A 25,412-nucleotide genomic window follows, 5' to 3' on the forward strand; every position below is an offset into this window, starting at 1 on the left:
ATGACGGGCGGCTTTCAGTCTAGAAGCGGCTTCATCATCCGGTCAAATACGGACAAAAACGGCTGCCATTCATTTTTGATATGGCAAGCTGGACATCGTGACAATCGTGACCACTTTGGAAGCGCAAAAGAACGCCCATGAACCAGAGACAGATCGAGGCATTCAGGCTCGTCATGCTGCGCGGGTCGATGACAGCCGCGGCCGAGGAACTTGGCACGTCGCAACCGAGCATCAGCCGGCTGATATCGGAGCTGGAAACGTCGACAGGACTCGCGCTTTTCACGCGCAACGGCGGCCGGATTCAGGCCACCGACGCGGGCAGCGCGTTTTATCGCGAAGTGGACCGGAGCTTTGTCGGGATCGAGAAGCTTGCGCATTCGGCGCGCGAAATCCGGCAGTTCGGCAGCGGCCGCTTGCGGCTGGTCGCGGCGCCCGTGGTGGCGTTGTCGTTCATGCCGCTCGTGATCGAGCGCTTCCTGGCCGCGTATCCGCGCATTGCGATATCGTTGGAAATGAGGAGCGAAGGCACGATCCAGCGATGGGCGTCATCGGCATATTGCGACGTGGGTTTCGCGACCACCACGCCGGACGCCTTCGGCGTGACGAGCGCGGAGTTGTACCGGCTGCCGGGCGTGTGCGCGCTGCCCGCGAGCCATCCGCTCGCGGCGCGCGAACGCATCCACGCGCGCGACCTGAAAGACGAACGCCTGATCCTGCCGTCCTATGCCGACGACACCCGTTCGGCGCTTGACCGTGCGTTGCGGCAGGCCGGCGTGAAGCAGGTGCCGACCATCGAGACGCCATACGGCGCGACCATTTGCGCCATGGTCGCTCGAGGCTTGGGCGTGGGCGTGGTGAACCCGCTCGCCATGTTCGATACAAATCCCGCGCGCATCGTGTTCCGGCCGTTCTCGCCTGATGTGATGTTTCGCGGCTTCACCGTCTGCCCGCAATTGCAGCATCCGAATCCGCTGGTGAGCGCATTCCTGGAACTCGCGCGCGAGACCATGACGCTCGAAGCGCTGCGCCTGCAAGCCGCCTGACTTGTGCGGTCCGGTCGATCAAACCGGCGCGCCCGCCTGCTTTTTCGGGTCCGCCTTCATGAACGCGGGATGCTGGTCGCAGACGCTCATGATCCTGTCGATAGTCGGGATATCCGGGACCGTGATCTTGAACACGCGCGTGACGGCGACAATGCTCGCGAGGCAGATATCGGCCAGTGTGGGTTGATCGCCGTGACAATAAACGCCCGTCTCCGATGACCCGGCAAGCCGCGCCTCGATTGCCGCCAGGCCCGTGCCCAGCCACTTGATTTGCCACGCGCGCCACGCGGCGTCGTCGAATCCGCCGGTTGCCTGCAGATACTTTTTCACGCGCGGCACGACCATGGGATGGGTATCGGCGGCGCACATCGATGCAATGGAGCGCACGCGGGCACGGCCGTACAGGTCGTTGGGCAACAAGGGCGGCGAGGGCTGAAGTTCATCGAGGAACTCGAGGATCGCGAGCGATTGCGTGAGCGGCTCGTGTCCTTCTTCCACCAGCGCGGGAATCGATCCGAGCGGACTGACCTTCAAAAATGCGTCGCTGCGTTGTTCGCCGGCGTCGAGATCGATGTTCTGTTCGTGCGCGCTCAGGCCTTTCAGGTTGAGCGCGACGCGCACGCGAAACGCGGCGGACGAGCGCCAGAATGCGAAGAGTTCGAATTGCGCTTGTTCGGGCATGTCGTGTTTCCTTTCGGGTGGGTTGCATCGGAGAAGAAGGCTGGAGCCATTGACTTTATACGATGCACGAAACGGCGCACGAAAGCGGTTGAGGCTTGAAAACGGCAATGCCCGGCGAACGTTCGTTCGCCGGGCATTGAAGTGGGTCTTACGTTTTGCAGATACTGCGCGTTTATCAGACAGCTCAGTTATGCGAGTAGATCGAGCGGGTATCGTTGATTTGAACGCGTTTTCCCGATTCCGTGTTCGTGCTTTTCACGCCGCCGTAAGCGCGGGAATCCGCATTTTGGGCTGCGTTCTGCGCAGCAATGGTTTGCGCGCTTTGACCGCGTTGCGAATCGGGTGCGCCGACCAGCGGGTTGTACGACGGCGCCGGGCCGTAACCGCTGCTTGCAAAAGCGGGTGCTGCAACGGCCGCGGAAACGGCGATCAACAACGATGCAATAAGGGTCTTGTTCATGATGTGCTCCGATGCGTGTCAGGTACTTCGTCCATGAGGTACGCAGCGGAATTGCTCAGTGCGCTGCGTCGATGGAAATCAGTATATGCGAGCACTATCGACATATTGTTCCGATAGAGCCGATAACTGAATCCGCCGACGACGAATAATCGGAGCGTGATTTTGACTTGTGCCAACGCCCAGGCGTCAGCGTCCTTGCACGGGAAGTTCTTTCAATTCGACGTCCGGTGCGACCGTATTGCCGACCGCTGCGCCCGGGACGCTGATTGAGGATTGCTCCAGCCGGTTGCTGTCCTTGCGCGCCATGGCCGCGCAATCGCCCATGGGCAGGCGTTTCACGACCAGGAACGCGACGAACATCGCCATGGTGCCGAAGACCGCATTGCTCAGGGCTATGCCGATCAATACGCCGATAGGCCCATATCGCGAGCCGGCCGCGACGAAGGGCAACGTGCCGAGCGTCGCGCGTCCCCAGTTGAACAGCGTCGACAACAACGGCCGGTCCAGATTGTTGAACGTCGCGTTCGCCACGAACAGACAACCGACGAACGCATAACTCGCAACCAGCCAGGAACAAAAGACGCGGATGATCATGGCGGTGTCGCCGCGTGCGGAAAACGCGCGAATCAGGCCGTTCTGGACCAGCGCCAGCACGAGCCACGCCACCGCGACCGTCAGCAGCACGAACACGAGGCTATTGCGGATCGTCTCGCGAATCCGGTCCGCGCGGCCCGCGCCGAGATTCTGCGCAATGATCGGCCCCACCGCGCCGGTGAGCGCGAAGATCAGCGCAAAGGCCACGGGCGTGATCCGGTCGACGGTCGCCTGGCCCGCGACCGCCGCCGCGCCGAAGCGGGCCATTGCATGCGTGACATAAGCGCTTGCAACAGGCGTGGCGAGATTGGTCGCCACGGCGGGCAGCGCCACTTTCATGACCGGCTGGCTGTTCGCCCAGAGCCGTGAAAGACGCACGGGGCCGATCAGGTTGTTGACCCGCATTGCGCCGTGCAAGCCGACTGCCGCGAGCGCGAGACGCGCAATATCGTTCGATATCGCCGCGCCCGTCAGCCCGAGGTGAAAGCCGAATATGAGGATCGGATCGAGCAGGGCGGTCACGACCGCCGCCGTGAGCGTGACGGCCATTGCGCGCCGCGCATCGCCGACAGAGCGCATCAGCGCGGCCGTGCACATGCCGATTGCAAGGAACACATACGTGGGCGCGGTGATCATCAGGAAGCTGCGCGCGAGCGTACGGGTCTCGCCGGCCGCGCCGAGAGCACTGAGGATGGGATCGAGGAACAACAGCGTCGCCGCGCTCAGCAAGAGCGTGACGCCGATCATCAATACAAGGCTGGCGGATGCCACCTGCCGCGCTTTCGTCCGCTGGCCGGCGCCGAGAAGCCGCGCGACGGTGGCGCTCACGCCTATGGTCATGCCGATGGAAATCGCCGTGTGAAAAAAGTTGATCGTGCCGGCGAAACCGACCGCGGCGGCAATGGCTGTGTCGCCGAGAAGGGAGATGTAGAAAAGGTTGGCGAGATCGACGGCGAACACCGCCATCAGTCCGATAGCACCCGTGCCCGCCATCACGACGACGTGGCGCAAGGTCGAACCATGTACGAACCGGGCAGACGAGTGGGAAGAGGCGTGTCCGGATGAGCGTGCGGGGTCAGCCTGTCGTCTGGATGTCATGGCAAGGCGCGCGGTTGCAGTGCGCGCATCATCGCATGGATGATGCGCGATTCGTGGCGATACCCGCGTGACGATTTCGTTGCAAGGGCCAAAATCAAGGTGCATGCCGTTACATGGAAAGACGTTTTTTCACATGCCGATGGCGCTTGAATGCATTCATGCTCGCCTACAATGTCCCTGCAGCCGCCCCCGCTTGCACTCCTTAACGTTTCAAGGAATGCCGCTTGCGGCAGGCTGCGTGAAGCCGCAATCATGTTGCTTCCAACGTCGAATAAGGGATACACATCATGAGCATCTTCGGCACGATCCTGAGCAAGATTTTCCCGTCGAGTCACCCCGCCGTCGCGGCGCCCGCACCCGTCGCGGCACCGGGCACGCCGGCCGCAGCAGCGCCTGCCCCCGCACCTGAAGTCGCCGCAGCGCCGCCGGTCGATGTGGAAGCAGTACTGACCGACCTGCAATCCAAAACATCGGAACAATTGAACTGGAAGACATCGATTGTCGACCTGATGAAGCTGCTGGGTCTCGACAGCAGCCTTGCCGCGCGCAAGGAACTCGCTGGCGAACTGCATTTCCCGGGCGATACGAACGATTCGGCATCCATGAACATCTGGTTGCACAAGGCCGTCATGAACCAGCTCGCTGCCAACGGCGGAAAAGTGCCGGATAGTTTGAAGAACTGAGAATTGTGCTTTTGACTCAGGCGCTTTTAACTTTGGCGCTGCGCTTGTAGCCGCACGCGAATGCGTGCGGTTGTTTCACGCGACTGGATTTCGTAACTACCGCGCGAGTTTCAACGCCTTGTTGTAGCCGGTAAGTTCAAGATACCCGCGGCCAACGTTCTTGTTGTCGCGGCTCACCGATACCGCACCTTCCCAATACACCGCGCCCGTGGACTGGCTGGAATCGAGTTCCTGATCGTCCATTAACGGATCGAGCCGCCACGTCATATCGCCGGTTCTCACCGTCTCCGATATCGGATAAGCCGTCCCCGTGCGAGGCGAACGCCACGTGCGAAGCGGCGTGAAGTCGACCTGCTTGCCTTCGAACGAACTCACACGGCCTTGAGCGTCGCGAAGCGTCGCATGAGTCCAGACCGCGTTGCCATCGCGACCGCGAACCTTGAACGCCATCAACGCCGAGCCGTCCGCGAGGTTTGCGCCAAGCCAGTCCCAGCCGAGCGCGTCGGCGCTGAGCACGGTACTCGACCATTCATGATCGAGCCACGCGGACCCTGCGACCGTTGTATCGAGCGCGGGTTTTTCATTCGATGCGGAAGCGCGCGTAACCTTGCCGCTCACGCGCAATTGCGGCTCGCTGTAGTAATAGCTTGCTTGCGCGGGCAATGGACCTTTGCGCGAGTAGCCGTTATCGCCCTGCAACAGCGGCGTTCCGCTTGGCGTCAGCGTGAGATTCAACGTGAAATCGTTGGCCTCGACCGTCACCGTGTAATGGCCGTCGGCTGCGCGAACCAGTTGCCATGCATCGAGCTTGACTTCGGTGTTCCCTGTCTTCGCGTAAGCGAGACCGAAACCTTGCCGCGCGATTTTTTGATCGTGCACGAGCCGTCCCAAGGAAGGATCGCTGAGCGCGGCATGCGCAATGATCAATTGCGACGGCGCGAACGCGCTGGGATCGGCGGGATTGTGGCCGGTCGCCGAGCGAAAGAAGGTGATCTGGAAACCGAGCGGTTTGCCATCGGGCTGATTCAGCCAGCCCGTTGCGTACCACCATTCAGTGCGAAACGCCGGATGCGCGCCCGTGTCTTGCGGGAACGCGAGCCGGTGGCCGGGCTCGACGGTTGCAAACTCTCCAGCAGGATCGGCTGCCATCGAAGGCGCGGTTGTCACGGCGCACAGGCATAGCGTGAAGGCCAGCAGCCGCTTGAGGACGCGCATTACCAGTCCTCCTTGACGGCCCGGACCGCGTCGAGCGATATCGCCTTGCGGCCTGCGACTACGGCCGTCGCGCACGATGCAACCAGCATCACCGCCGCGACCGTGCCGAGCACGGACCATGGAATGTGCATCGACATGCTCCAGTGGAACGACTGCGGATTGACGACAAACACGAGGATCAGGCTGATCGCCCAGCCAAGAACGAAGCCCACGGCAATGCCGAGCGCGGTCAGCATGCCGCCCTCCGCGGCGAGTATGGCGAGCACCTGGCGGCGCGTGACGCCCACGTGCCGCAACATGCCGAATTCGCGTGCGCGTGCGAGCGTCTGCGCGGAAAACGTCGCGGCGGCGCCGAATAAACCAATCACGATCGCCACGGCCTCGAGCAGATAGGTGACCGCGAAACTGCGGTCGAAAATGGTCAGCGTCTTCGCGCGGATCTCGCCGGGCTGGGCAAATTCCAGCGCCGGGCCGAAGGGCAGTTTGCGCAATCCCGCTATGACTTCATCAACGCTTGTGCCGCGTTGAACGCTCACCGCGACATCGGTTGCGCCCGTGTCGCCGGTGAGTCTGCGGTAGTCCGCAAGCCGCAACTGGATGGCACCGGTCTGCCGCACGTAATCGCGCCAGACACCCGCCACGACGAAGTTCGATTCATGCGCGCCGACCGACAACCGGACCCGTTCGCCCAGCCGATACCCATACAAGTCGACCATTGCCTCCGATACCCATATCGGCGTCTCGCCTTCATGCACGGAACTCATCGGCAGGACGGGGCCGGTCATCTGGAGCGTTGCGCCCGGATCGTTTGCATCGATCTCGCGTGCAAGCAGTGCAATGGCCGGCCGCGCGGGATCGAGCGTCAGGTGCGAGGTGCGCGTGAACGCGGCGGTCTTGATGCCGGGCACGGCCGCGAGCGCCGCCTGTTCGGCAGGCGCGAGACTCCCGGTATCGCCGTTTGGCGTGACGCGCACGTACAGGTCGGCGCTCAAAAGATGCGTGAGCCATTCGTCCACGGACACGCGAAAGCTCGCCACCATGATGGCCATGGCCACGATCAGCGCGAAGCTCGACAAAACGCCGCCCATGGCGATGGACGCCTGTCCTGGCGCATTGGCGAGCCGGGCGAGCGCGAGTGTCGCGGCGGCGTTCGTGCGGCGTTTCGCGCGCCATTGGCTGAGCGCGGTGAATACGATCGCGGTGCATCGCGGCATCAATGCAATGCCGCCGATCAGCAGCAGCGCGACGGCCAGATAGCCGAGGACGGGGACATCGAAAAGCGGCGGCAAGAGTGTCAGCACCAATGCGACGGCGATGCAGCCCAGCGCGGGCCACGGCGTCGCGAGTTTTGCGAGCGCGCCTTCCTCGCTGCCGGCCTTGAGCGCTGCCGCCGGACGTGCGCGCGCCGCTTCGAGCGCCGGAACCAGACTGCCCAGCACCGACACGCCGATACCCAACGCCAGAAAAACCGTCGTTGCAACCGGTTCGAAACTCACATGTGGCTGGACGCCGGGAAAGTAGCCGCCGCCCAGGTCGCTGCCGAAAAATCGCAGCGCAATGCTGGACAGCGCATATCCCAGCGCGAGCCCGAGCACGGAGCCGATCACCCCGAGCAACGCGCCTTCCATCAGGATCTGCCGAAGCAATTGAGCACGCGTCACGCCCACCACGCGCAGCATGGCGAATTGCGAACGCCGGCGCACGACAGCCAGCGCTTGCGTCGAAAAGACGAGGAACGCGCCAGTGAACAGCGCGACCAGCGCAAGCACGTTCATGTTGATCCGGTACGCGCGCGAAAGCCGGTCGGTACGGTTTTCGTCGTCGCGGGTTTCGGCCACCACAAGCTGATTGCCAAGCCGCGCCTGAAGCCGCCGTTTGAAGCTTTCGCGATCCACGCCGCGTTCAAGCTGAAGATCGACGCGCGACACTTTTCCTTGCAGATTAAAGCGCCACTGCGCGGCGGCGATATCCATGATCGCGATGCGTTGCCCCGGCCGCGTCCTCACGATCCCGCCGGCTACGTGAAACTCGAGCGTCGATGTGCCGCTGCGCAACGCGACGTGAGCGCCCGGCGCTGCCTTGAGCCACGTTTGCGCGGCTGGCGAGAGGAAGATTGCGTCGCTGGAAAGCGAATCGAGCGGGCGCTGCGCGGAAGGCACGCCGATAAGTTCGGGTGCAATGCGGCTCGCCCGGAACACATCGATGCCGAGCACTTTCAGCGCGGCCGTTTCGCCGGGCACGGTGACATCGAGGTCGAGCACGGGACTCGCGAGCGCCACGCCGGGTTCGCGGGCGAGACGCGGATACCAGGTTTCATCGAACGTGGGTTGCGCGCCGCGCACTTGCAGGTCTGCCTGGCCGGAGAGGCTCCTGGCCGCCGCCGAGAACTCGTTGAACGCCGCGCTATTGATCAACTGGACCGCATAACCGAGCGCCACGCCAAGCGCTATCGTAGCAATGGCGACCACGGCGCGGGCGGGATGACTGCGCCATTCCGCGCCCAGCAGCCAGCGCGCAAGCAGCCGGCTTCCCGCAATGCGTCCGGCGGGCGGCGTTGCGCGATCATTCATTGGCGGTGCGCGCCAGGCGGTCTGCCTGCCTTGCGCCATGCAGGCCGCCATTGCTCAGGATCAGGATGCGGTCGGCGCTCGCGGCGGCCGCCGTTGAATGCGTGACCATGATCGCCGCCGCGCCATTCGCCTTGATCTCGGCGCGAAACAGGCCCAGCACTTCGTGCGCGGTATCGGGGTCGAGGTTGCCGGTGGGTTCGTCGGCGAGAATCAGGCTCGGACGATGCACGAGCGCGCGCGCAATCGCAACGCGCTGCAACTCGCCGCCGGACAGTTGACGCGGGAAGTCCTTGCCGCGTCCGCCGAGACCCACGGCGGCCAGCATGTCCAGCGCGCGCGAGGGCGGCGTGTTATTGAGCAGCAGCGGCAGTGCGACATTTTGCGCCAGCGTGAGATGCGGCAGCACATGAAACGCCTGGAAGACAAAGCCCAGTTTTTGTCGACGCAAACGCGTGGCGGCATCGTCGTCGAGCTGGGAGATCGGCGCCCCGTCGATCAGCACTTCGCCGCTGTCCGCCGAATCGAGGCCCGCGATCAGGTTGAGCAACGTCGACTTGCCGACGCCCGAGTCGCCCATGATTGCCACGAACTCGCCGGGATCGAGCGAGAAATCCAGATTTGCCAGCACGATCCTGCCGGTGCCGTAAGCCTTGCTCAAGCCCCGGCATTCGAGCGCGGGCGGGGTGTCATTATTGCTGATGGTCATTTGGAACAGATTGGCGCCGGTATGAACTGTGCTGAAGACCATTACTGTGACAGAGAACGGCCGCGCGCGTACGGCCGCGGTTTCCCTTGGCTTATGCCCATGAACGATACGACCATCGAACGTTGCATGATGAAGCTGCTTGCCGATCGTGACGCCGGGTCGTCCATTTGCCCATCGGACGTGGCGCGCGCGCTTGCCGCCGACGAAGACGCGTGGCGCGCCTTGATGCCCGCCGTGCGCAAGGTCGCGGCGCGGCTTGCCGAAGCGGGCGTCGTGCGCATCACGCGCGGCGAAGATACGCTTTCAGCCGGTGAGATCGACCATGGTCCGATCAGGCTGCGCCGAGGGCGCGGGTTCGTGGCGCAATAAGCTTGCGTCAGCCGATTTTCCGCGCTGAAAACGCGGCGGTTTCATAGGGAACCGTCACCACGTCATGGCCAGCAAGCTCCGGCTCCAACGCAATCAGCGCAGTGATTTCCCGCTCGATCTTCGCACGTTCGTCGGCCCCTAACGCGGCGACAAAACTCATCGAGCGCAGGCGATCAAGGATCACGCCGTTGGGCGAACCGGTGTGGCCGTGCTTGAAATGATGTTCCGCGAACGGTCCAAGTCCGCTGAACGGAAATGCGGAGCGCCACGCGCCGGTGTAATAGCGCGGCGTGTCGCCTTCCACGCGATTCACGATTGCATCGAGCTTTGCAACCCAGGGAACGCGTGCATCGCGCAGATTCCAGATCAAGCCGAGTGTGCCACCCGGTTTCAATACGCGATGAATCTCCGCCAATGCCGCATGCGTCGCGAACCAATGAAACGACTGCGCGCACACGACGGCGTCCACGGATGCATCGGGTAAAGGAATGGCGTCGGCGGAGCCCATGCGGGCATCGACTTGCGGGAGAGTTGCGATCAGTTTTTCGAGCATGCCCGCAACCGGTTCGATGGCGATGACGTGCGCGCCGGTTTCGATCAGGCGCGGCGTGAATTTCCCCGTTCCCGCGCCGAGATCGACCACCGTTTTCCCCGCTTCGAGTCCTAGCTGGTCATGCAGCCATCCCGCGACTTCCGCCGGATAATCCGGCCGCCCGCGCGCGTAAGTGTCCGCCGTGTTTGCGTAGCCGCCTGCCGCGGTGTGATGTACGCCGTGAATTCCTGTGCTCATGTTTGCTTCCGCCGTGGTGATCCGTGCCGTTCGATGTCTTCCGGCGGACAGCATAGTCAATCGCGCCATGATTTCACAGCTTTTAACCGCGCGGCAAGCTCAAGACGGCGTCGAGTCCGCGCGCTGGGCGGTTGCGAAGTACGAGCGTTCCGCCATGCGCCATGGCAATGCTCTTCGCAATGGTCAACCCGAGTCCCGAGCCGTGTGTCTTGCCCGGCTGCGCCCTGAAATAAGGCTCGAACACGCGCTCCAGCATGTCCTTGCCTTCAATGCCCGGGCCTTCGTCGCTGATGATGATGCTCACGCTCTCGCGCTCATCCTGAACACGCACCGACGCGCTGCCGCCGTGGCGGATCGCGTTATCGAGCAGGTTCTGCAGGCAACGTTTCAGGTTGCGCGGATAGCCGCTGACCGGAGCGCCCGCATGACCTTCGAGTGCGACCTTCGCCCCCGTTTCGGCGAGGTCGTCGCAGAGTCCGCCGAGCATGGAATCGATATCGATCTGATGGCGCGGCTCCGTGATCTCCACGCCCTGCACGAAGTCGAGCGTGGTGTGCACCATGGCGTCCATCTCGTCGAGGTCCGCGCTCAGGCGCTCGCGCGAGGCCGCGTCGGCCAGCATCTCCGTGCGCAAGCGCAGTCGCGTGAGCGGCGAGCGCAAGTCGTGCGAAATGGACGCAAGCAGGCGCGTGCGTTCCTCGATACTGCGGATCAACTGCTGCTGCATGGCGTTGAACGACTGCGCAGCGACGCGCACTTCGCGCGGTCCCGAAAGCTCCAGCGACGGCCTGTACACATTCTTGCCCAAGGCCTCGGCGGCAACCGCCAGCCGGCGCAAAGGCTGCACCGCAATGCGCACGGCGACCAGCGCGAACAGCAGCGCGGCGACGAAACGGATCGCATAGATGCGCAGCAGGTATTCGATCACGAGCGCGCGCGGTTCGCTTTGTCTGCCGGCTTGCCCTTCTTGCCCGATGACATCGAGCCAAGCGCCGCCCGGCGTCTGCACCTGCACATGAAAGTCGCCCGATGGCATGCGGGAGTCGAACAGGCTGAAGATTCCGCGATGCCGGCCCGAATCATCGATTAGTTCGGCATCCATAAGATGCAGCGGAACTTGCCGATGCAGCCGCCGCGCGAGTACGTCGCCAAGCAGGTTTTCCACCGTGCGCTGTGCAACAGAAGGGGCTTTGGCGACGCCGGGGCCGTCGATCCATCGAAGTGTGTAATGGTCGTCGCCGAGTTGCGCGGCCAATGCGCGACGCGCTGCGTCGTCGGGAGCATCCTGCATGAGGCGCAGCGTATCGGCGAGACGGCTCGCGAAGATCCGCGAAGGAATTTCCAGCGTGCGGTGGTCGTGTGTCTCGAACCAGATCGTGCTGGTCAGCAACTGTCCGCCGAACATGCCGATCACAAGGATCAACGCGAGGCGTCCGAACAGCGCGTCGGGCCAGAGTCGCAGTTTCATGCGGGGTTTTTCATGCTTGTGATTGGCCGTGGCTCATTCATGAGACTCATGCACCACGTTCGCCGTCAGCATGTAACCCTCGTGACGCACGGTGCGGATCAGTTTCGGCTGGCGGGCAGTGTCCTTCAGGTGCTGGCGCAAGCGGCTGATGCAAACATCGATAGACCGGTCGAGCGGCGTCCCTTCCTTGCCGAATACTTCATCGAGCAAATAGTCGCGCGATAGCGGCCGGTTGGGATTGTCGAGCAGCGTTCGCAACGTGCGGTAGTCCGAACCGCCGAGCGTGATCATCACGCCTTCGGGCGACAGCATCTGCTTCGTGGCTGTATCGAGCCGCCAGCCCGCGAAGCTCACACGAGCCGATGGTTCCGTCACGCGCAGAGCAGGGGTGCTGCGCGTGCGGCGCAATACGCTCCTGATTTTCGCCAGCAGTTCGCGCGGATCGAATGGCTTGGGCAGGTAGTCGTCGGCGCCCATCTCCAGTCCGATGATGCGGTCGAGCAGCGCGCCGCGCGCGCTCAGCATGATGATCGGCACCGTATTGCGCCGGCGCAGGTCCCGCGCGACATCGAGCCCGTCTTCTCCGGCAAGCGTGAGGTCGAGCACGATCATGTCGATGCGCGACGTGCCGATGATCTGCTTCATCTGCGCGCTGCCCGCTGCAACGAAGACGCCATATCCCATGCTTTGAAGATAGTCGCGCAACAAGTCGCGGATGTTCGGGTCGTCGTCGACTACGAGTATGTGGTCCATCTGTTCGGGTACGTTCAGGCGCAAAAGGAGCGGGTGACTGGAGCGCGTCGGGCGCGAGCACAAGCGGTTTGCGCGCTCGCCGAAAGCCAACACATTCCATTACAAATGGCCGTGGTTTCAACACATCGCCATTACATTTCGCCACTAAAGTGATGCCGCGTAATGACATTGATTCGCATTTATCACGCGGTGATCAACTATAACATGACGATTTTCGGACCTTCCTTGCGCCTCTCACTCTTATCGATTTCACGCTCGCGCGCCATGGTGCGGGCGATGCGGCCTGGTCTCTCCCGCGCATGTGTTGCAGCGCTTCTCGCGGCCGGCCTGGGCAGTCAGGCAGCGCATGCGCAATCGAGCGTCACGCTTTACGGCGTGATCGATGCAAGCCTGGTTTATACAAACAATGCGCAGGGCCACTCGGACATTCAGGCCGCGAGCGGATCGGTAACCGGCAGTCATTGGGGCTTGCTTGGGCGCGAGGACCTGGGCGCGGGCAACCAGGCGATCTTCCAGATAGAAAACGGCTTCAGCATCATGAACGGCACCTTGCGCCAGGGTGGCCGCGAGTTCGGTTATCAGTCTTACGTGGGCTTGAGCAACAACCGCCTGGGCACCGTGACTGTCGGACGCCAGTACGATTCAATCGTCGATTACGTTGCGCCGCTGAGTTTCACCGGACGCCATCCTGGCGGCAACAATCTTTCTCCGCATCCCTACGATAACGACAACCTGAACAATTCGTTCCGTGTCGATAACGCCGTGAAATTTGCGAGCGTGCCGTATGCCGGCATGAAGTTCGGCGCGCTTTACGGGTTCTCGAATGAAGCAGGCGGTTTTGACGACAACCGCCTCTACAGCGCGGGTGCATCGTATGAAACTGGCCCTTTCACGCTGGCCGCGGGTTATCTGCAGGCGAACAATCCCGGCGTGGGAACCGGCGGCGCCATCACGCTGACCGACCGCACATTCATCGCATCCTTGCAGCGGATTTACGGCGCGGGTCTCAACTATACGATCGGCGCGGGCAGAGTCGGCTTCGTCTGGACGCGCACTCAACTCGGCGGCCTGGCGACCATCAACGGTGCCAACAGTCTGGGTCTCAAGCAGAACGGGCAGGGCGCGAGCTTCAACAATTTCGAGGCCAATGCGAGTTATCTGCTGACGCCATCGGTCGCTCTTAACGGCGCATACACCTATACGAAAGGCGTGATATCGAACGCCACAGGCGAGCATGAACCGGCATGGCAGGATGTATCGGTGCAGGCCGATTATCTCCTCTCCAAGCGTACTGACGTCTATATCCAGGCGACGTACCAGCACATTGCCAGCGACGGCTCGGGATTGACCGCCGATGTCAGCGGGCAATCTCCATCGACAAAGAACGAGCAGGTCGTGGTTGCGGCGGGACTGCGGCACCGGTTCTAGGTTGGAAGCGGTGAAAGTAGCCGGGCGATAGACCCGGCTCTGTATTTCCCGATGAGCCTAGCGCGATCCTGGGCCCATGCCTTCGGCAATCGCGCGGCACGCTTCCTTCAGAGGCGCAATGTAGGTGGCAAGCGGTGCCCCGCTTTTTCTATAGAGCGGAATGCTGATGCTCACGCACGCAAGCGGCTCGCCGTTCGTGCCGAGAATCGCGCTGCCATAGCAGAAGATCTGCTCTTCGTTTTCCTCGCGGTCTTCCGAATAGCCACGGGCTTGCGTCTCGTCCAGTTCCGCGTCGAGCGCGGAGCGGTCCACGATGGTGTTCGGCGTAAAGCGTTCGAAGCGCAGCGGCGCGAGCAATGCGTCGCGTTCGGCACGCTTGAGCGCTGACAAATAGGCCTTCCCCACCGAACTCGAATAGAGCGTGACGCGCGTGCCGATGCGCGACGCCATGCGCACGGCGTGAGGGCTTTCGAGTTTTTCTATGTAGACCATTTCGGAACCGCTTCGCACGGCGAGATGCACGGTTTCCTGGGTTGCATCGCGCAATACCTGAAGCGGCTCGCTTGCGGCCACACGCAAGTCCGATCGCTCCCAGCTACGGCTCGCCAGTGACAACAGCCGCGGCCCAAGTGAATATGTGCCGCCATGGGGGCTTTCAACAACGAGACCTTCTGCAACCAGCGCGCCGACAATCCGGTAAACGGTTGGCCGCGGATAACCTGCGAGCGCGGTGAGTTGCGCGATGCCTGGAGGTGTTTGCGCATCGGCAATGCATTGAAGGACCGCCAGGAACTTCGAGAATGCGGCGGTGCCGGTCGGCTTGGCGTCTTCCGGAACGTTGGGCGTAGCCAGCGGATCGATGGCGTTCGGGGATGGTTTTGGCATGGCTTCGAAAGAACTGGACGGCCCGCGGGCGAATGAAGAATGAAGAACGCGCGCGGCGGTGCGGACGATTATAGCGGAGCGACTTTCGGCTCATCGGGTGGCGTTCTTTAAAGGCAAACCCGCGTAGCGTGTTCCAGCAAGCCTTCCGGAGCACACCGGATGACACATGGCTTTGCGATACGTAATAATGCGGTGCGCGCACGTGAGCCTGCCCGAGCCGATGCGCGGTACTTTGATCGTCAACTATCACGTGTCGCCAAGGCGGCGCGGCGGCCAAATCGCGCCGCACAACCCGGGGTTCCAGATGAGCAACAACGCGTTGCCTGCACCATCCGCCGTTCGCTGGCTGCCGTATATTGTGGCGGCTACATTCTTCATGGAATATCTCGACACCACAGTCATTGCAACGGCATTGCCGCAAATGGCCCGGTCATTCGGCGTCGGGCCCAATGCATTGAGCCTCGGCATGACCGCCTACATGCTCGCGCTGGCAATCTTCATTCCGGTGAGCGGCTGGGTTGCGGATCGCTTCGGATCACGCACGGTATTCTTCGGCGCGATTGTTGTTTTTATCGTGGCTTCGGTGCTGTGCGGCATGTCGAACTCCGTCGCCGAGTTCACCGCAGCACGCGTACTGCAGGGCGCGGGCGGCGCGATGATGGTTCCGGTCGGCCGGCTGATCGTAGTGCGAAGTACCGAGAAAAGCCGCCTCATGCAGGCCATATCGACCATTACGTGGCCCGCGATCGTGGCGCCGGTCGTCGGTCCACCGGTCGGCGGCTTTATTACCACTTACGCATCGTGGCGCTGGATCTTCCTGCTTAACGTCCCGTTCGGCCTGTGCGCGCTGGCCGCCGTCGCCATGCTCGTGCCGAACCTGAAAGGCACCGAGCGCAAGCCGCTGGATGTGGTTGGTCTCGTGCTGAGCGGCGCCGCGTTGACGGCTGTGCTGTATGGCGCGGAACTCGCCAGCCAGCCTGCCAGCAACCCGTGGCTCGCGGGCGGGATCGTTCTTGCTGGTTTTGTGATCGGCTTCATTGCCGTTCGCCACGCAGCGGATCACCCGCATCCGTTGATCGATTTCTCGACGCTCAAGATTCCAACCTATTCGGTAACGGTTCTGACGGGGTCGATCACGCGTATCGGCATTGGCGCGGTACCTTATCTGATGCCGTTGCTGTTTCAGATCGGCTTCGGGCTTTCCGCGTTCAAGTCCGGGCTGTTGTTGCTTGCGAGTGCGGTGGGCAACCTGGGCATGAAGGCGCTGACAACGCGAATCCTGCGACGCTACGGGTTCAAGAACGTATCTATTGTCGCGGTCGCAACCGCCGGCATCTTTACGATCGCGTGCGGCGTTCTCACGCCTGACTCGCCGCTCGCGTGGGTCCTGCTTGTGGTGTTCGTATACGGCGTTGCGCGTTCCATGCAGTTTTCCCTGCTTGCCACGCTGGCTTACGCCGACGTGGGCGCGCCTCAGATGAGCGCCGCAAGCACCCTGTGGAGCGCGGCAGCGCAGATGACCATCGGGCTGGGGATTGCCTGCGGCGCGGTGGCGCTGCGCGCGGCGGCCGCGATCAATGGCGAAACCACAGGCGCCGAGGGCCTGCATTTTTCACTCGATGACTTCAGGCTCGCGTTCCTCTTTGCTGGCATCCTGACGCTGGTCTCCATCTGGGGATACTTGAAGGTTGTGCGCGATGCAGGGCAAAGCGTGGGCGGTGGATCGATGCGTCAGGGGGCATCGCAAAAAGGCAATTGACGTGGTCGCGTGCCGGATTAATCAGCGGCTGCGTCACATGTCGCGTGCGTATCAGCGCTTGAGTTTCAGATAGGCGCGGCTCAACCACGGCCGGCTGTGCACCCACAGTCTGGATGCGAGCCACGACGCCGGCCTGTCACGTACTTCGAGTCTATAGATGGAGTGCTCGCCGGCAGCGTTCTCGTTGCCGACGTTCGGCGCCATCTCGCACGTATAGAAGTGCTTGAATCCCGCTTCGCGTGCAATTCGCCGATAGTCGTCGTCGTAGAAACCTTGCGGCCAGCACAGGTGATCCGACACCTCGCCCAGACGAGCCCTGAATGCCACGCGGGTATCTAGGAGATCGCGTCTGAGTCCCGCGCATTTCTCTTCCTGATTACGGGCGATCTTGTCCCACCGCACGTGACCATGCGTGTGGCTGTGAAATTCAAAGGTCCCTGCACGACGCATTGCCTCGATTTCAGACCATCGCAGAATGGTGCGATCAGCTTCGCCACCTTCTATGGCCAAATCTCCTTCACGATGCCCGAGCAGCTCGGGTAACGCGCCGCCCGTGCGCGCGTTCGGCCGCGGCACGCCTTCGCCCGGCCAGCTCGTCACCACAAAGCACAAGGCAGTGAAACCGTGCTCTTGCAGGATCGGGTGCGCGTGGACCCAATTGTCGAGATAACCATCGTCGAAAGTTAGAACCACGGATTTCGGCGGCAGCGGCTCTCCCGCGAGGAATGCGCCCAGGTGCGCCGCGCCCACGGTGTTGTAGCCCGCTCGCGCGAGGTACGCCATCTGCGCTGCAAAATGAGCAGGCGAAACCGTGATCATTCCCGGCGACGTGCTGATGTGGTGATACATCAGCACGGGCACCGCTCGCGCCCGCTGCGTCACGCGTTGGGCCGGCGTTCGCGAATGCCGCGCCGGTAGAAGTCGATGGTTTCGTCGGCCATGCCGTCGACCGTGAAGCTCGCATCCGTCAGAAGGCGGCCCGCCACGCCGAGCTGTGCCCGCAGCCGCGGGTGATCGATAAGACGTGCTATTGCCGCCCGCAACGCCGGGATGTCGTGGGGCGCCACGAGCAGGCCGTTCACGCCGTGGGTGATCAATTCGGGCACGCCATCCACGTCCGTGCCAATGACGGGCAAGCCCGCGGCCATGGCTTCTATATACGACTGGCCCAACGCTTCCTGGTGCGTGGGCAGCACGAAAAAGTCGCAGCCTCGCAGCACGTTTGGAATGTCGGTGCGAAACCCCAGCAGATGAATACGCTCTGAAAGGCCCATACCATCGACGATATTCTTGATCTTGCCGAACCATGGGCCATCGCCCGCCATCACGACGTGCAAATGTGGGCGCTCGGCGAGCATCGGGCGGACCGCATCGATGAGATCCTCGTGGCCTTTTTTGTCGCGCACGATTGCGACCATGCCGGCGATGATCGCGTCCGCACCGAGTCCCAGCTCCGCGCGCAAGGTGGAATGCGACAGCGCTTCGGGCCTGACGATGCCGTCGTAAATGGTTTCGACACGGCCTTTCGCCACGCCGGCGGAGATCAGATATTCACGCACATGCCGGCTCACGGCAATCACGCGATGCGGTATCCATGTATAGGTCGCGAGCGAACTGATCGGCAAGGCGAGATGACGTGTGCGCACGACCAGAGGTGTACCAGCAAGACGGCCGGCGGTGCCGGCCACAATGCTGTCATGACCGCTATGCGTATTGAGCACGTCGAATCTTCGGCGCGAAAGCAGTGACTTGATGGTCAGCATCGACTTCACGTCCGCGCCGCCTTTCATGCGTGCGTGATGAACGGCGAAGCCTTCTTCTTTGGCGCGTACGCCCAGCCGTGCTTCCTTGGGACAGACCACCTCGACCGTGTGTCCTCGCGTGCGCAAGATGACCATTTCCTTGAGCGTTCTATGCTCCTGGCCGCCCCACCCCGTGGATGACTCGCTGTGTAGTACGCGTAATGCCTTCATGGTCCGCTTTCCCGCTTTTTGCAGTATGTAACTGAGCTGTATTGGACGGTAATATATAGTAATAATCCGTTCAATTTACGTCTGTTGTTGAAAAAAATTAACCGATGAAGGCGTCAGGAAAACGCCGGCGCGCCGGATAGCTGGAAATGAGAGGAGGCTGCGGAACGCCCGAGGAGAAAGGCTCTTCAGGCAACAATGGACAAAAAGAAGGCAAACGTTTGCGCTATGAATTGGAATTGCAGCTAACTAGGCGTTCACTACAAAAATGAGCGTTTCGTGATCTCAACCAAGCTGGAAATAGCGGGTTAGTTTGGACTGGAAATCAATTTCCTGAGAATAACGAAGTGGTTAAAAACTATCGGCTTGGTTCCACGTCACATACGCTGTACATATGACGGATGCGTAAAAAATATATTGTACATTTGCATCCGGGCTTCATATCCTACCGGCCCGGCTCACGCCCCGACCATCAGACGGTCCTTCAAGTGCCCAAGGAGGGGTCAATGCTTCGACATCGCTACGCGTGCGTTTTTTTGACGACGATGTGCTGTCTATCTATAACTCCCGCGATAGCCCGTAACATGTTCCCTGATCGCACGCTATCGATAAACATCAGGACCGACGACGCGCCTCAAGGTGGAAACGGCGTTGTAAGCGACTTGCCGTTGCAGGATGGCAGCTTTCAACGTGTGTTGTATCTGCCGCCGGCGCGCAATCTCAACGGCTTGATGATCATGTTTGCAGGAGGCACGGGAGAACTGGATATTGGCAAGAACGGATCCATAAGGAATGCGAATAACTTCGTAGTGCGTTCAAGTGAGTTCTGGCGTGATCGGGGATATGGCGTATTGCTGGTCGACGCTCTAGATCATCGTTCCCTGCGAGGGCAGCGAAGCAGCGGCGCTTATGCCGAAGTCACCGCAAAGATCATTGCGTTCGCGCATGAGATCAGCCGCGCCCCGTTGTGGGTGTTGGGCACGAGCCAGGGGTCCATTGCGGCAATGAATGCCGCGTCGCATGCAGGAAAGGGTGATATTGCAGACTTGATCCTGACGGAGTCGGTGTCCATTCTTGGCGGCTCTCATGAAACCGTGTTCTACGCGCATCCCGAAGACGTTCATGTTCCTTCGCTGATCGTCGCGAACGACAACGATCAATGCAAGGTCGCGCCGCCGTCCATGGCAGACGCAATCGCGCAGTCCATCCGCCACGCGCGCGCTTCCGTGTTGAAAGTGAAAGGCGGAGTCCAGCGCTCGCAGGATGGCTGTGGATCGCTATCGCCGCATGGTTATTACGGCATGGAAGAACAAGTCGTCGACGGCATTGTCCGCTGGATGAAAAACACGCGGGGCTAGCTGTCGGTAAAGCTGGCTTGAGGGTCACTGCGGTTCGCTTAATAAGTCATGAGCGCAGTGCGCGTGCAATTCACAACCGACGAACTTAACGAGAAATCACGGGCAGCCATTTTGCGAATCGGTGCGAGACACAATTATTCTCCGTCGCTTGATTCACGCTTAACTAAAACCAATTTAATATTCATACGAAATCATCGTATCAGTATTATTTACTCTGAATATTAACAAAAAGTAACTTCATACTATTTACGTTCAGTTAAACAATGAAAGCTGCGTGGATTTTGTTTCAAAGGAGAATAAAATTCTCAAGTGTGGCTTTCTCGGGGAAAGACGCAATGCAGCAACTGCGGACTGAGGAACTATTACTTATTTCCAACTCTTTCCGCCGCGTTACACGGATGAAACGTTTTTTTGCGAATATAATTCGTCTGCCTCGATTGATCTGTAAGTAATACCTGCCGTCACTGTGGAACGTCCGTGAACGCAGAAGGAATTACGTTCGCAATGATGCGCGCGGTCACGGACGGTTTTGTCGTTTGAAGCCTCAACAGCTGGCCGGGAAAGCTGCTTTGAACCGACATGACACGTCGTTTGATGCCGGAGCGGCCTGTGTATGCGTTCGGGACGGTACCGCTTTGACGACTCGATAAAACGTGTATCGATCGATCAATCAGGGGTTCTAATTTTTTGTGCGGATGCTCGAGCCGTTGTGTTTTCCGGATGCAAGTGGTTGAGATGTGTTGCGGCCTTTGCGGCTTCTTGTGCATCAAGCTTTAGTGCTTAGCGATGTGTCGCATGAATTCATTCGACGTTTTAGTTTATTTAGGATGACATAGGATTTATGCGTTTACTGATATCGGCGCAATGACGTGGCTTGCTTGCCATGTCAATTTCAATGGCAGTGCATTGAAGGGTTTCTGTTGTATCAGCAATGAACGCGATCACCGCGTTTTCGGCTTCACCTCTTTCAGTACCTCAACAACGCATACGCTGGACGGCTTAGATCGATCTTGCTGACTCCTCGGGGAAACCTGCTTTTAGCGACAAATACGGATAATGATGAGATATTTAAGACTACTTCCGGTTGCAGCCGCAACAATGATGGCGGCGTTTGGTGTCCAGAACGCGCACGCGCAAGCCAGCATCACGGTATCTGGAACGCAATACAAGTTGTGCGGGCAGGAAAATGACAACTGCACGTTCTCGGGAACAGGATCTGTGGTATTTGGCGCAGTTCCGCCTAACGCGCCGTCCAGCATGTTGACGAGCCCTCGCACCTTCAGCAATGGAGTGGGATGCTATGTAGGAGCGGTCTCGCAATCGGATCCTGCTTACGGTTATGGCAAGTCTTGCTGGGTCAGCCTGGCTGCGGCCAGCACGCCGCCGGCAACGACGCCCGCCGCCGCGCCGGCACCCTCCACGCCCGCGCCTGCTCCCACACCTCCAGCAGCAACCACACCCGTAGTGGCGACGCCCGCACCCACGGCGCCCGCAACTACATCGCCGGCCACTTCCACACCGGCTACGTCGACCCCGACGCCGACTACGTCTGCGATCACATGCGGCTCGCCGGCGCAAACAGCAGGCGGCACATCCAACGGATTGATCAGCGCCGATACGCCGACGACCGACGGACTGCGTATATTCCAGAACAACGCACCATTCAAGCTCGCCATCACGACAAACTCGCCGGCAGCGGATACGGTTGTATGGTCCGTTGCGGACTCGAATGGCTCGATCAAGACGCAGGGTAGTTTCCCGGTCAAGGCCGGTGCGCAGACGAACACCATTTCGTGCGCGTCGACATGGTCCGGCTATGGCGCGCTTACCGCGACGCTGCAATCCCATGGGGGCACGTTGCCGAGCAGCGGCACGCGTCCAATGGGCATCGCTACATTCGGCGTGTTGCCGAACCTGAGCTCGGTGCTCGGCACGGTCACGTATGCGCATCAGGATCAGCACCGGTTTGGCATGCAAGGCTTTAATGGCAATATTGCCGCGTTGCACGCACTGGGTATTTCGTGGACTATCGACGACCGCCAGGTATCGGCAATGGAACCGAATGGTCCGGACACCTATACGCCGAGCGTCAATGATCTCGACCCGTTCTACAAAGCCAATCCCGATCAGATGCGCATTGTGCGTCTCGACGGACTGCCTGCGTGGGATTCGAAGACGGGCCAGTTCAACGACAGTTACTACGCTCCGTCGAACATGCCGGAGTTCCAGCGGTTCATGGCCAAGGTTGGTACGGATACCAGCCTGATCCGTGCGGCAAACTATCCGAATCAGCAAAAGAACTACTATCAGGTGACGTGGGAGCCGAGCCTTGGCTGGGCAGACAGCGACGCCAACTTCGTGGCCATGTACAAGGCTGCTTATGAAGGCATTCACTCGACCGATCCGAATGCCGTGGTGATGGGCACGGGTAATCCGTTCGTGGCGAATTGCGACACCTGCACGACAGGCTATCTGAAGAAATTCGGCGCTCTGGGGCTGTGGAATTACATCGATGCGGTGTCGACCCATGGCTACTGGAACGCTGGAACCTATCCGGCGCATCCGCCTGAGTTGCAGGACTCGGATCCGAATCCCGCGAACCAGGCCAACGCGCTCGACAACCAGATGACGCAGTTGCGCGCGGTCATGCAGGCAGGCAAGCCCAACATGAAGCTGTTCTTCACCGAAGCCGGCACGAGCTACGATCCGGGTCTCAACTACGGACCCACAGTGCCGTCGGCGAATCAGTTGTTCGCTCATGCCGCAGTCGGCGTGCGTGCTCACATCATCACGCTGGGCGGCGGGGCGCAGGTCACCACGCTGTTCTTCGGTCCCGACTATCCGGGCGAAGTGGGATACGGTTCGTTCTTCGACCTGAACAACGCACAGGGTTCATTTGGTGCAACGAACCTGTCGCCGAAGCCTGAAGCAATGGCATTCGCCGCGATGACGCGAGCACTGGACGGCACGAACACGCTAGGCCGCGTCAACGGCACGCCGTCGGGCACTTTTGCCTATGCGTTCCAGCAGCTTGGCAACGGCAAGATCGTGACCGCGGCGTGGGCGCATAGCAACGCGCAATGGCCGGCAAGCGGTGGCCAGTACAGCCAGACCTATTCGACGGGTTATTCGCTGCAAGTCGACAATGCGGGAACGTCGGGCAATGTGACCAAGATAGATGGCTACGGCAACGTGAGCACGGTTCCCTATACCGACGGCAAAGCGACGCTGACATTGACCGAGGTTCCGCAATACATCGTGTCCAGTAATGCGACGGTGGCCAAGGCTAACTCCACGGTGCCAGTGGGATATACGGGGCAATAGGAAGCAAAGCAGTTGTTAGCCGTGGAAGTTGCGCGCGAAAACTTTCGACGCGCCGCCAGCGAGAGTGGCAGCGCGTGAAAAAAGCCTCGAATGCCTCGTGGATAAAACACGAGGCATTTTTTATTTAACCAATGAAGGAACGGCTCGCCATGAAAAGGCCCTGGATCTCTTGGGCAGATCCAGGGCCGACCGCGAAGAGACAAGGAGAGGAGTGATCTCCACGGTAAAAGATGTGAAGGAGTTTGGCGCCACCCGCAGGCATCACCTTAATCAAAACATCGCTGGGGATAAATATGCCTGCCGCGATTTGATTCTTCTGATGCCACGAACAATCGGAGATCTGTTTTCCGAAGCGCCGTGTATGTCGTGTGTCACGCAATGACCGTGTATTCATGCGGCATTGTGCGTCATGAGTCCGTGGTCCGTGCAAACGCTCGCAAAAAGAATAGAATCTGCTCGCGCTGAAATTTCCGTTGCGTTGTAACCGCTTTCCTTGTGCGGCCGAATTAGCGGGAGCGCCCTTTAAATCGGAGACGGGCAGCCTGACATTCTATTTACAGATGCCTTGCGCGAGCGGAAATAAAACATGGATATAAACTTCGAATGCACGATGTGCGGCAAGTGCTGCCACGACCTCAAGCTGCCGCTGAGCGTGGATGAAGCGCTGGTCTGGCTTGAACGCGGAGGCGACGTTCAGTTCCTGTGCGAAGCAGTTCCATGGCCTGATGAACCTGCCGAAGACAATCTGCTCGCGCAACACAAACGCCGCAGGTCGTTTGCCGCATCCAGTGGTGAATTGCCGGCTCGCATTGTGGTTGTGCTCGCCGCTGCGTTTGAGGGAGCATGTCCTCATTTGCAGGCGAATCTGAGTTGCGGCGTGTATGACGAGCGCCCGACCGTCTGCCGTATTTATCCGGCTGAAATGAATCCGTTTATTGAATTGAATCCGCAACAGAAGGCGTGCCCGCCAGAAGCGTGGTCGCCGGACAAGCCGCTTCTGATGAGCGCGCATCGCATAGTGGATGTTCAGACCGCGGCGTTGATAGAGAAATCACGCGCGGCCGACGCAAATGATACCGGCGCGAAGGCGCTTGCCTGCAAGCATCTGGGAATCGATACAGCCGCACTCGCCAATGAAGGCCTCGCAATATATTCGCCGCCGCGCGAACAGTCGATTGCTGCGTTGAGACTGGCCCGTGAAGCGGGCGGCGCGAGTGACCGCGTACCCGAATGGAAGGTGGCGTCGAATCGCCGGGAGACGATCGACACGCTGGTGTCGATCGGGGCGCTTGGCGTGCTGTGCACCGCGCAGGAGACTTCGTCGTTTCAATATCTTGGTTTCTTTTCTGCGTCAGCTTGAGCGTAAGCGGGTGGCATTGAACCGCATGACACGCGTTGCATTCACGCGTCCCCGCGCTAGGTCGCCTCTCGGACCGCGCGCAAGAACTGCTGCGTGCGTTCGTGCTGCGGCGAGGCAAAAAACTGTTGCGGCGGCGCCTGCTCAATGATCTTTCCCTGCGAGAAAAAGCATACCCTGTCGGCGAATTCCTTGGCGAACCCCATCTGATGCGTCACCATCAGCATTGTCAGATCGTGTTCATGCCCAAGCCTGCGAATCACATTCAGCACTTCGCCGCATAACTCGGGATCGAGCGCCGAGGTCACTTCGTCGAACAGCATGACCTTCGGACGCATGGCCAGCGCGCGAGCGATCGCCACGCGCTGCTGCTGGCCGCCGGATAGTTGCGATGGGTAATGATTGCATTTGTCATCGAGGCCGACCATGGAGAGCAACTCCCGTCCGCGCTCGGTGGCATCCCGTCTGGACATGCCAAGCACACTCAACGGCGCTTCAATCGTGTTCTGCAAGGCAGTCATGTGTGGAAACAAATTAAAGCTCTGGAACACCATGCCAATCTTCCGGCGCACTTCACGCACGTGCCGCCCGGATGCGGGAACCAGTGCGCCGTTGCGGCGCATGTGGGTCAGCGGCTCGCCTTCCACTTCTATCAGGCCATCGGTCAGCGGATCGAGCGTCATCAAGACACGCAGCAGCGTGGACTTGCCGGAACCGCTCGGTCCTATGATCGCAACCTTCTCGTTGCGCGCCACCTCCAGGTCGAGCGCGTCCAGCACGGTAAGCGCGCCATAACGCTTCGTGACGCCGGCAAAGCGAACCATCGGCTGGGTGTCTTTTGCAACGGAGCCGGCGCTGAGCGCAGGGTCGAGATCCCGTTTCATCTGCTTCTCCTGAAGTT

At 60.6% G+C, this 25,412-nt stretch carries 22 protein-coding genes and 1 pseudogene; 10 read left to right on the forward strand and 13 right to left on the reverse strand.

Annotated elements, in window-relative coordinates:
- Positions 1-137: 137 nt before the first annotated feature.
- Complete coding sequence (locus tag ACRWA7_RS02755; RefSeq protein ID WP_060858085.1) at positions 138-1,043, forward strand: LysR substrate-binding domain-containing protein; 906 nt, start codon at positions 138-140, stop codon at positions 1,041-1,043.
- Positions 1,044-1,061: 18 nt separating this feature from the next.
- Here the strand turns inward: ACRWA7_RS02755 and maiA are convergent, their stop codons facing one another.
- The 3 genes from maiA to ACRWA7_RS02770 form a co-directional block, all read right to left on the reverse strand.
- Positions 1,062-1,724, reverse strand: coding sequence for a maleylacetoacetate isomerase (gene maiA, locus ACRWA7_RS02760; protein WP_438390948.1), 663 nt, complete (start codon positions 1,722-1,724; stop codon positions 1,062-1,064).
- Between the two features lie 184 nt (positions 1,725-1,908).
- The gene (locus ACRWA7_RS02765) at positions 1,909-2,184 is read right to left on the reverse strand and encodes a hypothetical protein (RefSeq protein ID WP_060858087.1); all 276 of its coding nucleotides are present in this window, start codon (positions 2,182-2,184) and stop codon (positions 1,909-1,911) included.
- A gap of 186 nt (positions 2,185-2,370) precedes the next feature.
- Entirely contained in the window at positions 2,371-3,876 is a 1,506-nt protein-coding gene (locus ACRWA7_RS02770; protein ID WP_438390949.1) for an MATE family efflux transporter, read from the reverse strand.
- Positions 3,877-4,163: 287 nt separating this feature from the next.
- On the opposite strand from ACRWA7_RS02770, the gene ACRWA7_RS02775 reads away from it, so the two are divergent.
- Positions 4,164-4,559 carry a DUF3597 domain-containing protein gene (locus tag ACRWA7_RS02775; RefSeq protein WP_060858089.1) on the forward strand — a complete coding sequence of 132 codons (396 nt, stop codon included), beginning with the start codon at positions 4,164-4,166 and terminating at the stop codon, positions 4,557-4,559.
- Positions 4,560-4,655: 96 nt separating this feature from the next.
- On the opposite strand, the gene ACRWA7_RS02780 is transcribed toward ACRWA7_RS02775, so the two are convergent.
- The 3 genes from ACRWA7_RS02780 to ACRWA7_RS02790 are packed head-to-tail and all read right to left on the reverse strand — an operon-like array spanning position 4,656 to position 9,050.
- Positions 4,656-5,774: a lipocalin-like domain-containing protein gene (locus ACRWA7_RS02780; protein ID WP_438390950.1), complete on the reverse strand. Its 1,119-nt coding sequence runs from the start codon at positions 5,772-5,774 to the stop codon at positions 4,656-4,658.
- The gene (locus ACRWA7_RS02785) at positions 5,774-8,344 is read right to left on the reverse strand and encodes an FtsX-like permease family protein (RefSeq protein ID WP_438390951.1); all 2,571 of its coding nucleotides are present in this window, start codon (positions 8,342-8,344) and stop codon (positions 5,774-5,776) included. The genes ACRWA7_RS02780 and ACRWA7_RS02785 overlap by 1 nt, the downstream gene beginning before the upstream one ends.
- Positions 8,337-9,050: an ABC transporter ATP-binding protein gene (locus ACRWA7_RS02790; RefSeq protein WP_438390952.1), complete on the reverse strand. Its 714-nt coding sequence runs from the start codon at positions 9,048-9,050 to the stop codon at positions 8,337-8,339. Before ACRWA7_RS02790 ends, ACRWA7_RS02785 begins: the two co-directional genes overlap by 8 nt.
- Before the next feature lie 99 nt (positions 9,051-9,149).
- Between ACRWA7_RS02790 and ACRWA7_RS02795 the strand changes: the two genes are divergently transcribed.
- The gene (locus ACRWA7_RS02795) at positions 9,150-9,419 is read left to right on the forward strand and encodes a DUF3253 domain-containing protein (protein WP_438390953.1); all 270 of its coding nucleotides are present in this window, start codon (positions 9,150-9,152) and stop codon (positions 9,417-9,419) included.
- 7 nt (positions 9,420-9,426) lie between these two features.
- Here ACRWA7_RS02795 and ACRWA7_RS02800 read toward each other — a convergent pair whose 3' ends face one another.
- The 3 genes from ACRWA7_RS02800 to ACRWA7_RS02810 form a co-directional block, all read right to left on the reverse strand.
- On the reverse strand, positions 9,427-10,209 hold the full coding sequence (locus tag ACRWA7_RS02800) for a class I SAM-dependent methyltransferase (protein WP_438390954.1): 783 nt from the start codon (positions 10,207-10,209) through the stop codon (positions 9,427-9,429).
- A gap of 82 nt (positions 10,210-10,291) precedes the next feature.
- The gene (locus ACRWA7_RS02805; protein ID WP_438390955.1) at positions 10,292-11,677 is read right to left on the reverse strand and encodes an ATP-binding protein; all 1,386 of its coding nucleotides are present in this window, start codon (positions 11,675-11,677) and stop codon (positions 10,292-10,294) included.
- Between the two features lie 33 nt (positions 11,678-11,710).
- Positions 11,711-12,430 carry a response regulator gene (locus tag ACRWA7_RS02810; RefSeq protein ID WP_438390956.1) on the reverse strand — a complete coding sequence of 240 codons (720 nt, stop codon included), beginning with the start codon at positions 12,428-12,430 and terminating at the stop codon, positions 11,711-11,713.
- Between the two features lie 276 nt (positions 12,431-12,706).
- On the opposite strand from ACRWA7_RS02810, the gene ACRWA7_RS02815 reads away from it, so the two are divergent.
- The gene (locus ACRWA7_RS02815; RefSeq protein WP_438391035.1) at positions 12,707-13,858 is read left to right on the forward strand and encodes a porin; all 1,152 of its coding nucleotides are present in this window, start codon (positions 12,707-12,709) and stop codon (positions 13,856-13,858) included.
- 57 nt (positions 13,859-13,915) lie between these two features.
- On the opposite strand, the gene ACRWA7_RS02820 is transcribed toward ACRWA7_RS02815, so the two are convergent.
- Positions 13,916-14,743: an IclR family transcriptional regulator gene (locus tag ACRWA7_RS02820; protein WP_438390957.1), complete on the reverse strand. Its 828-nt coding sequence runs from the start codon at positions 14,741-14,743 to the stop codon at positions 13,916-13,918.
- A 304-nt stretch (positions 14,744-15,047) separates the two neighbouring features.
- On the opposite strand from ACRWA7_RS02820, the gene ACRWA7_RS02825 reads away from it, so the two are divergent.
- Positions 15,048-16,502, forward strand: a complete 1,455-nt coding sequence (locus ACRWA7_RS02825) for an MFS transporter (protein ID WP_438391036.1) — start codon at positions 15,048-15,050, stop codon at positions 16,500-16,502.
- Between the two features lie 51 nt (positions 16,503-16,553).
- Here ACRWA7_RS02825 and ACRWA7_RS02830 read toward each other — a convergent pair whose 3' ends face one another.
- Complete coding sequence (locus tag ACRWA7_RS02830; RefSeq protein ID WP_438391037.1) at positions 16,554-17,351, reverse strand: polysaccharide deacetylase family protein; 798 nt, start codon at positions 17,349-17,351, stop codon at positions 16,554-16,556.
- A gap of 29 nt (positions 17,352-17,380) precedes the next feature.
- Positions 17,381-18,475: a glycosyltransferase family 4 protein gene (locus tag ACRWA7_RS02835; protein WP_438390958.1), complete on the reverse strand. Its 1,095-nt coding sequence runs from the start codon at positions 18,473-18,475 to the stop codon at positions 17,381-17,383.
- Between the two features lie 581 nt (positions 18,476-19,056).
- On the opposite strand from ACRWA7_RS02835, the gene ACRWA7_RS02840 reads away from it, so the two are divergent.
- From ACRWA7_RS02840 to ACRWA7_RS02860, 5 genes and pseudogenes are all read left to right on the forward strand, one after another.
- Positions 19,057-19,830, forward strand: a complete 774-nt coding sequence (locus ACRWA7_RS02840) for an alpha/beta hydrolase (protein WP_438390959.1) — start codon at positions 19,057-19,059, stop codon at positions 19,828-19,830.
- A 48-nt stretch (positions 19,831-19,878) separates the two neighbouring features.
- A pseudogene (locus tag ACRWA7_RS02845) lies at positions 19,879-19,959 on the forward strand (GNAT family N-acetyltransferase); the annotation flags it as partial.
- A 927-nt stretch (positions 19,960-20,886) separates the two neighbouring features.
- Positions 20,887-23,154, forward strand: coding sequence for a hypothetical protein (locus tag ACRWA7_RS02850; RefSeq protein WP_438390960.1), 2,268 nt, complete (start codon positions 20,887-20,889; stop codon positions 23,152-23,154).
- A gap of 97 nt (positions 23,155-23,251) precedes the next feature.
- Entirely contained in the window at positions 23,252-23,536 is a 285-nt protein-coding gene (locus ACRWA7_RS02855) for a hypothetical protein (RefSeq protein WP_438390961.1), read from the forward strand.
- A 204-nt stretch (positions 23,537-23,740) separates the two neighbouring features.
- Complete coding sequence (locus ACRWA7_RS02860; RefSeq protein WP_438390962.1) at positions 23,741-24,514, forward strand: YkgJ family cysteine cluster protein; 774 nt, start codon at positions 23,741-23,743, stop codon at positions 24,512-24,514.
- Positions 24,515-24,570: 56 nt separating this feature from the next.
- Here ACRWA7_RS02860 and ehuA read toward each other — a convergent pair whose 3' ends face one another.
- Positions 24,571-25,395 (reverse strand): ectoine/hydroxyectoine ABC transporter ATP-binding protein EhuA, encoded by an 825-nt coding sequence (ehuA, locus tag ACRWA7_RS02865; protein WP_438390963.1) that lies wholly within the window; start codon positions 25,393-25,395, stop codon positions 24,571-24,573.
- Positions 25,396-25,412: the final 17 nt, after the last annotated feature.

The organism is Caballeronia sp. DA-9 (assembly GCF_051615025.1).
Lineage (GTDB): Bacteria > Pseudomonadota > Gammaproteobacteria > Burkholderiales > Burkholderiaceae > Caballeronia > Caballeronia sordidicola.